We start from the raw sequence: 13,791 nt of genomic DNA on the forward strand, positions 1-13,791 counted from the left end.
CCCTTTTTTATTTGATAAGCAAAAAATAGATATAAAGTTACAACAAAAACTCCGTTCTATTACACACGTTGTGCAGTGCATTAGACCGGATCATGATGGGGATCCGTTAGTCAATTCTATGCATGGAGACTTTCGTAAATTCATGCCTAATCTCCAGTGGATTGGATATATTTCTACGACCAGTGTCTATGGAAATCGTCAAGGACAGTGGGTTACCGAAAATACACCTCTATACCCAATATCTTGTAATGCCCTGCGACGCTTTGAAGCTGAACAAAAATGGCTCTCGATAGGGAAAGAATTACACATCAAAGTCGCAATCTTGCGATTAGCCGGTATTTATGGTCCTCAACGCAATTCTTTTATCAAGATAAGAGAAAAAAAAGCAGTACGACTGATTAAAAAAGATCAGGTATTTAATAGAATTCGAGTAGAGGATATCGCTAATTGCGTGATTTTTCTTATCACAAATAATCTTAAAGGTATTTTCAATATCTGTGACGACGACCCCTCTCCGCCTCAAGATGTCCTAACAGAAACAGCTTTTCTCATGAACGAGAATCCTCCACCTAAACAGAGTTTTGAGAAAGACAATTCCCTCGCCAAAAGATTGTTTTATTCAGATAATAAACGGGTTTCTAATACCAAAATTAAATCACTTGGCTTTCAACTTCTCTACCCCAATTATCGCATGTCATTACGGCAATTATGGGAAGACAATGATTACATATAAAAGAAAAAAGGTGTTCTTAGCAGTTTAGATATAATTTTAAAAGGAATATATTCTTTTAATCCTAAAGATTTAAAGCTAATATCCTAATCTATCCCTCTGGAATAGGAAGATGTTTTTAAGACACTAAAATATCAAACTCACGCCTTATCATCGTCCCTATCAATTTGAATTAAAACCTACCAACGATAGGATCTATACCCCCCCCCTTTTTTTTCTAATCTCTATAGATTCCGCAACATAACAATGCGCAACTCTTCCCAAAATATCTGTTTTTCAAGAAAAATATAAGCGAAAATTCTGAAGAATCTTACTGTGGATTATCAAGGCTAAATAATTCAAACTGCTCATCATAAGAAAACAATTCTGCATATCTTCCCCAAGAAACAACTGCATCCATGGTTTCTTTTGCATATTCTTCAGACATATAATCTTCTAGTTCATTGCGGAACCTTGCGGCTGGAGCCATATGCGAGCTGCGCTCATCAAGAACGCGACGAATAAGATTAACCAAAGGAACATATTTCAGTAAGTGTTTCGCAAAGAGCTTCTTACGAGCATCAGTTCCAAGATTTGCAAACTTTTTACCTGATTCTGTCAGCGCAATATCCCCTTCACTTAAATGAACCAACTTCAACAATTGAAGAGTTTCCCCAATATGGAAAAGTTCATCCGCTTCTAATTGCAAACTACCAGCTAATTCCGGAAGATCAGCCTTTCCGTTATATGGAGGCGCCATAACTGCCTCAATAAGACCTGATAATAAATTCGTTGAAACATGCTTAAGTAACATACCAACTCTCGCACCTGGAATATTTCCAAAACCATCAGAGCTTGTTTCTTCTTTTTTAGTCATAAGAGAATAGATTTTTTCTACAATCTGTCGAAATTCTGGAGCAAGACGATTTCGTGGATGTGGAATAGATACATGTATTTCTTCTGCTATGCGACCAGGACTTGATGTAAAAACCAGAATACGATCGCACATTAAAACGGCTTCCTCAATATTATGCGTAACCATCAACATAGATTTAATAGGCAATCGACCTTCTGTCCACAAATCAATAATATCGGTGCGTAGAGTTTCAGCAGTAAGAACATCAAGCGCAGAAAATGGCTCATCCATCAAAAGAAGACTTGGATATACCACAAGAGCTCGCGCAAAACCGACACGCTGAAGCATACCCCCCGAAATCTCCGTTGTATGGGCGGATTCAAAACCATCTAATCCAATAAGATCTATTGCAGATAATGCCCGCTTACGACGTTCATCTTTATCGATCCCTCTCGCTTCCAAACCCAATTCAACATTTTCCAATACAGTCAACCACGGAAATAACGCAAAGGACTGAAACACCATACTAATATCTTCTGGCGGAGATTCTATCGTTTTTCCTTGGAATACAACCTCCCCTGAAGTTGGAGACACCAAACCTGCAATAATACGTAATAAAGTCGACTTTCCAGAACCAGAACGACCTAATAATCCAACAATTTCACCAGAACAAATGTTAAAATTAACATTTTCCAATACAAGGAGATTCCCTGTCATTTTTCTGAGAGAAAAATTCCGGCAAACGCTTCGAATCTCCAAAAGAGAACCAGTATCAGGAGCAATATTTATCATAATCAATTCCCAAAAAACGCTTGAATCTCATTTAAAACGCAAATTCCGTACGCTATATACGTAAAGAGGCCGCCACAAAAGTCTATTCAAACATAAAACAAAAAAACACATTACAACAATACCCAGGACGACTTCTGGTAAATTACTTTCTTCTGTTGCCTGTGCAATATAAGCTCCTAAACCACTTGCCCTGAGATGTATATTGCCCCAACTTACTACTTCAGAAATAATACTAGCATTCCAAGCTCCTCCACATGCCGTCACAGCACCTGTAACATAATAAGGGAAAATTCCCGGAAGAATAACACTTCGCCACCAACACCAACCAGTCACGTGAAAACTTTTTGCCGCTTCTCTCAGATCATTTGGAAATGCACTTGCTCCAGCAATAACATTAAAAAGAATATACCACTGAGTACCAAGCATCATTAATAACGATAACCATATATCAGGATTAAGATTGTAATAAACAACAGCAGAAACCACGAGAGGGAAAAAAAGATTCGATGGAAACGCTGCCAAAAATTGAGCAAGAGGCTGTATTCTTTTGGAAATTTTTGGGCGAAGACCAATCCAAACACCTATCGGAACCCAAATAAATGTCGCAATGATAATGAGAACAACCACTCGAATCATTGTAATACATCCCAACCAGACTGCATTTAAAAAATCGTTATAACTCAAATTCGCAGAAATGTATTTAAAAGCCTTCCAAGCTACACAGATAGTAGCAAAATAAATTAACAACAACCAAATTATATCCAAAAAACATAAAACCCTCTGACTATAGCGGAGAGTTTTGAAATGTCCCGTGGGGAAAAATTGAATTTTTCTCAAAATACGAAATAATTTACCAAAAATATTTGAAAATGGCAGAAAAATTCTCCAAACATTACATCCTAAAAAACGCAATAACTTTGTTTTATGAAATAAATCCAATACCCAAGAATCAGAAGAAGCAACTATCGTTGTGCGTTCAAAACGAAATTTATCCGCCCATGCAACAATAGGACGAAAGAGCAATTGATCATAGAGAACTATCACAAGAAACATCGTTAACATCGCATAAAAAACAGCCAATAAATCTTTTTGCTTAATAGCCAAAGCTACATACGAACCAATACCTGGAAGAGATATCACGGTATCACCAACCGCAATCATTTCAGAAGCTACGACGAAAAACCAACTTCCTGACATCGACATCATCGTATTCCAAACCAATCCTGGCATACCAAAAGGAACATCTAATTTCCAAAATTTTTGCCAACCTGAAAGACAAAAACTCCGAGAGACCTCCTCTAAATCTTTTGGAATATTGCGAAGCGATTGATACAGACTAAACGTCATATTCCATACTTGACTAGTAAAAATTGCAAAAATTGCAGCCAATTCGGCACCCAATACGCGTCCTGGATATAAATTCATAAAAAAGAAAAGCGTAAACGTCAAAAATCCAAGTATCGGAACAGATTGCATCACATCTAAAACAGGAATAAGAAACATTTCAGCACGACGACTCTTGGCAGCAAGAGCTGCATAGATAAATGCAAATAATAACGAAATCACAATTGCAATCAACATACGTAAAATAGTACGTAGTGCATATTCTGGCAAATATCCAATATTAAGTGAGATAGGATTAATATCTATAATATCACGTGACACTGTCGTTTCGTGAATCCCATGGAGCAAAAGAATTATCGCTCCCACAACTAGGATAAATGCTAAAACATCAAAAATATTGGGCGCAATCTCTCGGGACACAGAAGATGGTAACAGATTGTATAAAAACATTGCCTTCCTCCAAAAGAGATGCGATCGCAAACTTAAAACCCATGAACTTGCGATAAACATTTGCCAAAAACAGGAATGCCTCTCAATAATCAAAAAACGTTTTACATCCCAACCAAGAAAAATTGTCAGCAAATCCCACGAAATTCAATGTCAAAATTATAATAAAAACATAAAAATTCTGTCTTTGAAATGACATTGTCGCTTATTCAAAAAGTCAGAAAATAAACAACTAATTTCCAAATGACGAATAAAAAATATTCAAGCATACAAATAATCAAACAAAAAACCGGGCTTTAAGCCCGGTTCAAAGTCTGAAATCAAGTGGTAGCATTATAACTTAAATGAAACACCTAGGTTAACAGAATTGTTATTAGCAACGGAACCTTCTTTTATAAGATTAGTTGCATCAGCCTTGAAACCAAATCCAGACTGAGGAAATCCTGTATAACGGTACTCAACACGAGCAGTGATGTCATCAGCTACAACACCTTCAACACCGATTCCACCAGTGTAACCTAAAGCCATACTGCTAGCGAGAGTAGCCTTATTTGCTTTCGGAGTAGTTGTGCTTGTGGAATCTTCTTCTACCTTATTAGCAAGATTAAAGACCGCACCAGCCACACCAGCTGTTGCATAAACCATTACAGAATCAACGACTTCATAACCTGCACGAGCACGCACAGAACCATTTAAAGTCTCCTCAGCAATCCTCACACCTTTTACAGATTTGCCGTCAAATTTTACTTCTGGAGTACTGTCTACACCACTATATCCAACATTAGTAGAGTAACCAAGATCACCTTCGACACCGACAACCAATTGGTCCTGCTGGTGATTATAACCTACATGCCCAGCACCCTTTAATCCATCGCCTTTAGCTATCACTTTGTCTACTTTTGGATCGGTAGTAACAGCTCCTGCTTGCTGAACATGCAAATCACCTGTAACATTATATCCAAGGCTACCACCTCCATACAAACCAACAAAATTCATTGCTGAAGAAGAAGAAAATGGATTGCGTAACGCGTATGTACCTGAATGAGACGTAGGCGATGAAGGCATATGAACAGGGCGATGTACATCAGCAGCCTGAACGGAAAAGAAAGAAGCGATGGAAATACTAGATACCCCAACAGCTAAAACAAGTTTTTGCATTATTCGTATTCTCCTAAATTATAAAAAAGCACGCATCCGACAAACGGACAACTTACTCAGAATATCTTGAACTATCAAGATAACACAGCTCCCACATCATCCTCTCGAAAATATACACTAATTACACAAAGGTCAATACGAAACGGAAGCCACTTAGAATGTACACATCAAACCACTTCATAATAAAGAGCTAAAGTGTATTTTTTTTATATTTACGAAAGGTCAATCCCAAAAGTTGCAAAAAAGCAACACTTGTTCCCGCTCTCTTATATAAAAACTCTCATCACAATCCAAGAAAATCTTGGATTGCAGAAAAAACTACCAATGCTATAAATAGTTGAACAGCACACTCAACGATAACGATATTAAAAAATTCGGAATTTGAAAAAGAACGAAAAGACACCCAAAATCCAATAAAATTTCCCTTAGGACAGAGAATTTATCATGATTAAAAGCATTTGCTCACGCCTTCCATCCTCCAAATTATCAGTTCCTTTATAATCAATATAAATATTATATGCAATAATTATATAAATAAGGTATATTTATTTGATAAATTCTAAATGGATTTGTATTCATTTAGAATTGCGAAAAACCCAATCTTTTTTGGAGAGCCCTAAGACAAGTTGTAAACACCAAAAAAGAGATTTGAATCATAATACTCAACACATGCAAAGTATGTAATTTATAGAATCAACATGCAAGGTAGAAAAGTTATAACACAACTTATCAAACAGATACCCAAGTCTCCAGGAATTTATCGCATGCTGGATTCTACCGGAACAGTATTGTATGTAGGAAAAGCCTATAATCTTCAAAAACGCATTACAAGTTACGCACAACAGAAAAATCATACTAAGCGCATTATGTGTATGATTAATAAAATAACCAATGTAGAATTTGTAACGACCCAGACAGAAATAGAAGCTCTCCTTTTGGAAGCCAATTTGATCAAGCGCTTGCAACCTCGATTCAATGTACTTTTACGCGATGATAAATCTTTTCCTTATATTTTGATTACAGATAGACAAGAAATACCCGCTCTTTATAAACACCGTGGACCACCACTTCGTAAAGGAAGCTATTTCGGCCCATTTGCATCTGTTGACGCCGTAGAAAAGACTCTTACCGTTCTCCAACGCGCTTTTTTCCTTCGAAACTGCTCTGACAATACCTTTAGAAGCAGAACACGACCTTGCCTGCTTTTCCAAATCAAACGCTGTTCCGGACCTTGTACCGGCGAAATCAACGCAGCAAAATATGCAACATCCGTTCGTGAAGCCAAAAAATTTCTCTCTGGTCACAACCAAAATCTCAAAGATAAAATTTCCCACGACATGAACAAGGCAGCGCTTCAAGAAGACTTTGAAAGCGCTATCATACACCGTGATAGACTTGCAGCCCTATCTCACATCCAAAACCATAGTGAATTCAGCACTGACACAACAGATTGCTTTTCACTTTACCACAAAAAAAATCTTGCTTGTATACAAACTGTCTTCTTTAGATTTGGACAAAATTGGGGAACTCGTATTTTCTTTTTAAAAACAGATCCTCAACTTTCTAATGCAAAAATTCTCAGTTGTTTCCTGACACAATTCTATGACGACAAACCTTGTCCAAAAAATATTATACTGTCAGAAGATGTCGAAGAATCCAAGTTACTGGAAGCATCTTTTTCCCAAAAACATGGACATAAAGTAACAATCACTGTTCCACAACGCGGAAAAAAGAAAAAAATTATTGAACAAGCCCTTATAAATGCTCGTGAAGCTCATTTGTATAAAATCGCGGAAGAAACTTCTCAAAAACAACTTATGAACGATTTCTCGGAAAAATTTTCATTATCACATATCCCAAAACGTATTGAAATATATGACAATTCCCATATGATGGGCTGTAGTCCCGTAGGAAGCATGGTCGTAGTAGGAACGAATGGGTTTATGAAAAATCAATACCGAAAATATAACCTATGTTCACATAACATAAACCCAGGAGATGATTGCGCTATGATGGGCACGATGCTGGAAAGAAGATTCTTAAGATTAATCAAAAAAACAGAAAAACCAGGTTTCTGTCAGCAAGAAAAAGAATATTCCTTTCCTTCTTGGCCAGATGTGGTTATTCTTGACGGAGGGAAAGGACAGCTATCTGCAGCACACAATGTGTTCAAAAAATTAGGAATTGAAGATCGTATTACAGTTATAAGTGTTGCTAAAGGACCAAAACGCAACGCTGGTCTAGAAAGGTTTTTTACAGGAAGTGGAAAAGAGTTTATGCTTCCCATACGTGATCCCGTACTCCATTTTATTCAGCGACTTCGTGATGAAGCACATCGTTTTGCTATTACGGCACATCGTAAACGCCGAAGAAAAAAGCTATCTTATAGTCCACTTGATGAGATTGATGGCATCGGATCTCTACGCAAGCGTTCGCTCCTTCAATCATTTGGTACGGTGAAAATGATATCGAGAGCTTCTCCTGAAGTTCTCGCATCAACGGATGGGATATCAAAAAAAATGGCTCATAAAATTTATATTCATTTCCATAAAAACGCTCCTAAGATCGCTTAAATTTGTTCTTATATAGGGTTTTGCTATCATCTCGCTCAAGAAATTGTACACGACACGTTTTCTATCCCTTCTATCTGCTGTTCCGAGAGAAAACCTATGAATTATCGCTCTTACAATATTCCCAATATACTTACTTACGGTCGTATCCTAGTCATACCACTTATTGTCTTATGCTTTTTTGTGGAAAAGATGGATCCCTTTGTGGAATCATATTTTATACGATGGACAGTCTTTTCCCTATTCGTAATGGCTTCAATAACCGATTTTTTTGATGGATATCTTGCAAGAATCTGGAATCAGACCTCTAATATTGGCCGCATGCTTGATCCGATAGCAGATAAACTGCTTATATCCTCAATTCTTTTGTTGATGACAGAAGATGGAACTATCAATAGATACTCAACCTGGGCAGCAATTACGATTTTATGTCGTGAAATTTTGGTATCCGGATTGCGCGAATATTTGGCTGAGCTAAAAGTGAGCGTACCCGTCACACGCATCGCAAGATTCAAAACTTTAACCCAAATGGTTTCTATTGGATTTTTATTAGCAAGCCCCGCTTGCGAAAACTTTGTAATATACGCTTGGGAAATCGGCACTGTTCTCCTTTGGATTGCAGCACTCCTGACAATCTACAGTGGTTACGATTATTTTCGGGTAGGATTAAAACACATCGAAGGATAAGCGAAAAAAAATCCATTCATCCGCCATGGATGATGCCAAACATAAATCCTGTCCGAAATGTAAAAATACAAGTAATACCAATGACTTAACCGATCGGATCCCAGAATAAGATATTGTGGATTTTACCGCGCTTTTTAAGCCCACTTTTTCACAATCCCATCCCGTATACCAGAAGCCTAAAATAAGCCCTATAACTTCTTGAGAGAACAAGCTCAATACCTCAAAAGAGTCAATACAAACGATATTGGCTTTGATCATATAGTAAAAGACAGCTGGATATACAACAGACCAAAATACAGTTGTAAATGGACGCATTAAATCGTTAAGCCCTATGATCTATTCTATCTTCGTTTTGGGCTTAAGGGATTCAAGCTTGGACATCTTTAACGGCGCATCATATTCAAGCTCTTTAATATTGATTTTAGCCTCGATTTGGAGCTTAGTCATCTCCATGGCATGTTTTTGTTTGGCTTTGTTCACGTATAGGAAAAATAGATTTTCAGCTATATACGGGATAAATCTAAGGAGAAACCGTGCCAAACTTACCAGTTAGAAAAGAACCTATCATTTGTTAAACCAATTCTTAAAATGCAATACACTGTATATGAGGACTATTGTAGATGCGGCATATATTGAAGTGTTTTTTAATGAAGACAAAAACATCTTTAACCCTTGAGAAAAATCTAACAGTTCATCCAGACCTCTTTGCTGTTTCTCATCTCTGATCCTTTGGTTTCAGCTCTCACCCTTGAATCTTTAATGTGTTTATCCATTTTGTCCAGCCTCCGAGTCTGCTCCTCTTGTGTGGCTAGGATTTTCTGATAGACCTTCTGAAGATCGTTAATATCTTTACGTATTTCTGTTTTCATTTCATTTCGCTATTTTTGCTTCAAGAGCTTTAATTCTGTCTTCAAGCTCTTTCATTTTAGTGTCAAAGTCGTCTTCAGGAACGACTTTGATGCGCGTACGCAGGTCTTCCCAATGGATTAGGAATATTGCAACGCATTAAGGTAATGAAGACACCACTTTCATTACAAATATCTATGGAGCTCAACGTGAACTGAAATCCAGAATTGAAGCTACGAGCATCCTTACTATATAGACCGGTCAGCGGTTGCCCAAATTGGTCGGTCTGTATCTGTGCTTCATAGTTATTCCATGCAGGGCGGGGGATTGGAATGAGGCAATCTAATGATATCCCCCAATACGACCTTATTCTCAGTCCTCTTTGGTTCATCCCCCTTCAGATCCTCCTGCTGGTCTAGATTCAAGATCTTTAATCTTGGCATCAAACTCTTTTTGGGATACGGCGTTGGGGTTTTGGCGTAAAGACTCTAAAGGTATGTCGGTTTCTGGCGCAATGAAAACCTCTGCGAGTCCATCATGCTTGATATGTGTATACCCCTCCCCTCCGCCTTTATCGTCTGTCACAGAACAAGATGTGAACGTTCCATCTTCAGAAATATTGCCAAATTTAGCAAACCCATTGACGATGAAAATACCAGCCTTTTTACCCTCGGAGGTTTTTAATATCATTAAATTTCCAAAGTTTCCTTTTTGAAGAGACGATATGTCTTCTTCCATTTTCTTGAAATATGAGCTATCGATCTTCTTGCATGCAACCTCAACTACGGATGTTAAATTCTTAGCTGCGACTGCAAGAGTTTTAATCTTTATTTCGTTAGTTATGAAATCTTCTTGAGAAGATACCCCGATGCTTTTTCGAATATCTGTTAAAGGATCTCTGGAGTAGTCTTTAACTAATTCAAATTCAGTTCCATTTTTATAAATCAGTATAGCACCAGACTCACGAATAGTTATTTCGTTGACGCCTTGCCGATGCTATTCCTAACTCCTAGATATGCTTCATTAATCCCGCAGGTTTTGCTTCTAGACACAAATGCAACATCAACGCCAAGACATATTTTCCCATAAAAATATCAATATATATCAATTATTTACTATAAAACTGGCGATAGAACTGACGATACCAGAGACTATATTTTTGACCCTTTTGACACAATTTTTAGACACACCCCAAACATATAAATCTTGCGGTGTAAAATACCCTTTTTTGCAACGCAAAATATACTATTTGAAGTATATTTAATTATTAGACTTTGGACTATACAAATCGACGCAATATTACCCCTCTTTCGATGCCTGAATTATGATGTTGTTATTGATGATGTGTGTTGTGTCTTGTTTGAAGCGATCTTTTCCTGAAGAATTCGGAGGATTATATTATTGCTTTTTTAGCACGCTCAACGCTTTTAGGTACTATGATCTCATCACCGAAGTAGATTCAATCAAGTGCTTTATTGGTTGCTTGCTTGATTTTCAAAGCGGATTCAATGCGAAGGGTTCTATGTCCATTGTCAATATTACCTACACCGACCATACGATAATTCTATTACATCTCCATAATGTTATGGGTGGCAATTGTGGTTGGTTGACAACTTATTCCTCACGATTTTGCTCTTATGTAATCCAATATAGACAGGAATATCAATTATTTATAACCTTAGAGGGGTCTTCTAAGATATGTGTCCGCACCACCCTAAATTCTCCTCAATCCCCCCAAAAAAAAGGGTGATGGAAGAATCTGTCTAATTCAGATAGTACTCCAAATTACCTTGGTCAATTTTCGATTTAGAAAACAGCATGAACCAGATCAAAAGCAAAATCGAAAAACAAAATATGTCTTCTCATCAATAAAAAAATAAATCACATCGCTATTTTTGATGACACCCTATGCCCTATATCCCTTACCTTCCAGGAGAATACCTTATAAGAAGGGAAGAAATCCTTATAGGACAATGGATGTAAAATTGAATGTATGTTCAATTATTAAACAACGCTCCTTGATCTTTTGAATCTCTTCTCTGATGTGCTATTTTGAGGATATTGCGATTTAAATCCAGAGGACTTCCGTTTCTTAAAATCTGGTTTTCCTCCATTCAAAAACTTAATCTGAACTCCCTTATCCAATGTCGTAGTACGGCGCAAAAAATTGACCCCATCCGCCGAAATTTCTACAAAAGTTTGTTCAGGCTGGACACGAATTGCACCAATACTATGCCGACTAATACCACCGTTGCGACATAGCATAGGTATAATCGATCGAGCCTCAGCATTCTGATTTTTCCCAATTGAAACAGAAAACCAACTGGAATCTCCAAAATTTTCCCGCGATCCTCCAGAAGAAGACCTTGATGACCTAAATTCCTCTTGAGGACGATCTTTTCCAGTGCTTAGAGTGATAAGTTTTAATTTTGGTGGAGGACAACGCCCTGCTCGATTAAGACGCAAAAAACCAGCAGCTATGTTCTCAGGTCCATATTTTTCTAATAAAGCACCCACAAGCTTCTTCTCATCTTCTTTAGGCGGATCAACCAATAATGAATCGTCAAGAATTCTCTTAGCGTCCTTTTCTAGTATTTCTTCTTCTGAAGGTGCTAATGCCCAAGTTGCAGTAACTTTAGCATCTCTGAGCAAACGCTCCGCACGACGCTGAATATTTTGAGGAACAACAAGAACACTGACGCCCTTACGCCCAGCCCGACCTGTGCGACCGCTTCGATGCAGCAAAGTCTCGGGATTGGAAGATAATTCAGCATGAATAACAAGCTCAAGATCTGGTAAATCAATACCTCGCGCTGCAACATCTGTTGCTATACAGACTCGGGCTCGCCCATCACGCATCATCTGAAGTGCACTACTACGTTCTTTTTGACTTAACTCTCCCGACAAAGATACAACCTGAAAAGAACGCTCTCCCAGTGTTTTAGAAAGCCGAGCGACAGATACGCGCGTCGAACAGAATACTATCGCATTTCTTGCCTCATAATAGCGCAATATATTAATAATGGAATCATCTCGATCACTTGGCGCTACTAAAACCGCACGATAATCTATATCACTATGTTGACGATTTTCCGCTGCTATATTAATGCGAATGGCATCCCTTTGATAATTCTTAGCTAAATTCGCAATAGCTGGAGACAAGGTAGCAGAAAACATTAACATACGTCGCTCTCGCGGAGAAGAATCAAGTATAAATTCAATATCTTCACGAAAACCCAAATCCAGCATTTCATCAGCCTCATCCAGGACAACAGCCTTGAGATGAGACATATTTAAACCCTTACTTCGAATATGATCACATAACCTACCCGGTGTCCCAACGATAATATGCGCACCATTCTGCAAATCCCGACGTTCGCGATGCAAACTCACACCACCAATACATACCGAAACGACAACCCCAGTTTTTGCATAAAGCCATTCCAATTCACGCCCAACCTGCATAGCCAGCTCCCGTGTAGGAGCAATAGCAAGCGCAAGAGGCGCACTAGCAGGACCAAAACGATCGGCTCCATCTAAAAGATTAGGAGCTAAAGCCAGCCCAAAAGCAACAGTCTTACCAGAACCTGTTTGAGCAGAAACCAAAATATCCTTACATTCCAAATTGGGATCAAGAATAGCTTTCTGGACTGGTGTCAAATCGGAATAACCGCGCTCGGAAAGCGCCTTTCCTATAACTTTAGGAATATTTTCAAAAGTTTTCATGTACGAATCTTCCAGACTTTACTCTCCCGTGCCTCATACGATCTATGCCGCAAACAAAGCGACAACGTTTCCTCTTTCTTCTTCTCAAACACTTCAAAGAAGAAAAGAATCCACCCCAATGAGGCGAACAGCTGATCAAGAAAATCTTCGGCTACATCATCAAAGAAAAAATCAAAGAACAACCTTATAGGAGTTATCAACAAAGCACCAGATAATTTTACTTAAAACAAAAAACGGGAAAACGACATATCACTACAAAATGAATCGTCTCCCACGAAAACAACAAAAAAACCAATCATAAAATCACAAATAGGCAAAAAACTTACCAAATACAATGGTTCTTTAGACCACCTCAAGAAAGCTTGCCGTACACATAGAAAAACAAACGGATACTATAAAATTAAGTCCGATAGATTTCTTCGCACACTTATGAAAATATCACGACTAATCTCCTGCGAAGTGATTATGCTTGGAGAGAATCTTTTTGTCAATATTACTACAACAACTCTAGAATGAAAACATTCTAAAAATACTAGTCTACATTAAAAAAAATACAGCCCCCAAGAATGAAATATGGCTTTAGCGATCAGTACACTAATCTAACATTTTCAAATAATTATAAATCACTATAACTATAAGCGCTATCCTGTATAAAT

General features: G+C 37.9%; 9 protein-coding genes and 1 pseudogene. 3 read left to right on the forward strand and 7 right to left on the reverse strand.

Translation table 11 applies throughout. From position 1 onward, the window contains the following. Window positions 1-733 (forward strand): NAD-dependent epimerase/dehydratase family protein (locus tag H0G72_RS00705; protein ID WP_182016624.1); only part of this gene is annotated, 733 nt, incomplete at its 5' end. Window positions 734-1,040: 307 nt separating this feature from the next. Here the strand turns inward: H0G72_RS00705 and H0G72_RS00710 are convergent. The 3 genes from H0G72_RS00710 to H0G72_RS00720 form a co-directional block, all read right to left on the reverse strand. Next, entirely contained in the window at window positions 1,041-2,357 is a 1,317-nt protein-coding gene (locus H0G72_RS00710) for an ABC transporter ATP-binding protein (RefSeq protein ID WP_182016626.1), read from the reverse strand. Window positions 2,358-2,384: 27 nt separating this feature from the next. Beyond that, window positions 2,385-4,151, reverse strand: a complete 1,767-nt coding sequence (locus H0G72_RS00715) for an ABC transporter permease (RefSeq protein ID WP_182016628.1) — start codon at window positions 4,149-4,151, stop codon at window positions 2,385-2,387. Window positions 4,152-4,481: 330 nt separating this feature from the next. Beyond that, entirely contained in the window at window positions 4,482-5,306 is an 825-nt protein-coding gene (locus H0G72_RS00720) for an outer membrane protein (RefSeq protein ID WP_182016630.1), read from the reverse strand. Between the two features lie 698 nt (window positions 5,307-6,004). On the opposite strand from H0G72_RS00720, the gene uvrC reads away from it, so the two are divergent. Continuing rightward, window positions 6,005-7,879, forward strand: coding sequence for an excinuclease ABC subunit UvrC (gene uvrC / locus H0G72_RS00725; protein WP_182016632.1), 1,875 nt, complete (start codon window positions 6,005-6,007; stop codon window positions 7,877-7,879). A gap of 96 nt (window positions 7,880-7,975) precedes the next feature. Beyond that, window positions 7,976-8,563 (forward strand): CDP-diacylglycerol--glycerol-3-phosphate 3-phosphatidyltransferase, encoded by a 588-nt coding sequence (gene pgsA, locus H0G72_RS00730; RefSeq protein WP_182016634.1) that lies wholly within the window; start codon window positions 7,976-7,978, stop codon window positions 8,561-8,563. Here pgsA and H0G72_RS00735 read toward each other — a convergent pair. From H0G72_RS00735 to H0G72_RS00745, 4 genes and pseudogenes are all read right to left on the reverse strand, one after another. Further along, window positions 8,543-8,878 (reverse strand): hypothetical protein, encoded by a 336-nt coding sequence (locus H0G72_RS00735; RefSeq protein WP_182016636.1) that lies wholly within the window; start codon window positions 8,876-8,878, stop codon window positions 8,543-8,545. The two genes, pgsA and H0G72_RS00735, sit on opposite strands and share 21 nt — an antisense overlap. 918 nt (window positions 8,879-9,796) lie before the next feature. Continuing rightward, window positions 9,797-10,099, reverse strand: a complete 303-nt coding sequence (locus H0G72_RS00740; protein ID WP_182016638.1) for a hypothetical protein — start codon at window positions 10,097-10,099, stop codon at window positions 9,797-9,799. 703 nt (window positions 10,100-10,802) lie between these two features. Continuing rightward, window positions 10,803-10,913: pseudogene (locus H0G72_RS06365) on the reverse strand (transcriptional regulator); the annotation flags it as partial. Window positions 10,914-11,413: 500 nt separating this feature from the next. Beyond that, window positions 11,414-13,135 (reverse strand): DEAD/DEAH box helicase, encoded by a 1,722-nt coding sequence (locus tag H0G72_RS00745; protein ID WP_182016640.1) that lies wholly within the window; start codon window positions 13,133-13,135, stop codon window positions 11,414-11,416. Between the last annotated feature and the right edge of the window lie 656 nt (window positions 13,136-13,791).

The organism is Candidatus Liberibacter sp. (genome assembly GCF_014048425.1).
Lineage (GTDB): Bacteria > Pseudomonadota > Alphaproteobacteria > Rhizobiales > Rhizobiaceae > Liberibacter.

Coding starts and splice junctions, on each gene's coding strand:
- H0G72_RS00710 (WP_182016626.1), bottom strand. CDS start 2,357: ATGATAAATATTGCTCCTGATACTGGTTCTCTTTTGGAGATTCGAAGC.
- H0G72_RS00715 (WP_182016628.1), bottom strand. CDS start 4,151: ATGTTTTTATACAATCTGTTACCATCTTCTGTGTCCCGAGAGATTGCG.
- H0G72_RS00720 (WP_182016630.1), bottom strand. CDS start 5,306: ATGCAAAAACTTGTTTTAGCTGTTGGGGTATCTAGTATTTCCATCGCT.
- uvrC (WP_182016632.1), top strand. CDS start 6,005: ATGCAAGGTAGAAAAGTTATAACACAACTTATCAAACAGATACCCAAG.
- pgsA (WP_182016634.1), top strand. CDS start 7,976: ATGAATTATCGCTCTTACAATATTCCCAATATACTTACTTACGGTCGT.
- H0G72_RS00735 (WP_182016636.1), bottom strand. CDS start 8,878: ATGCGTCCATTTACAACTGTATTTTGGTCTGTTGTATATCCAGCTGTC.
- H0G72_RS00740 (WP_182016638.1), bottom strand. CDS start 10,099: ATGATATTAAAAACCTCCGAGGGTAAAAAGGCTGGTATTTTCATCGTC.
- H0G72_RS00745 (WP_182016640.1), bottom strand. CDS start 13,135: ATGAAAACTTTTGAAAATATTCCTAAAGTTATAGGAAAGGCGCTTTCC.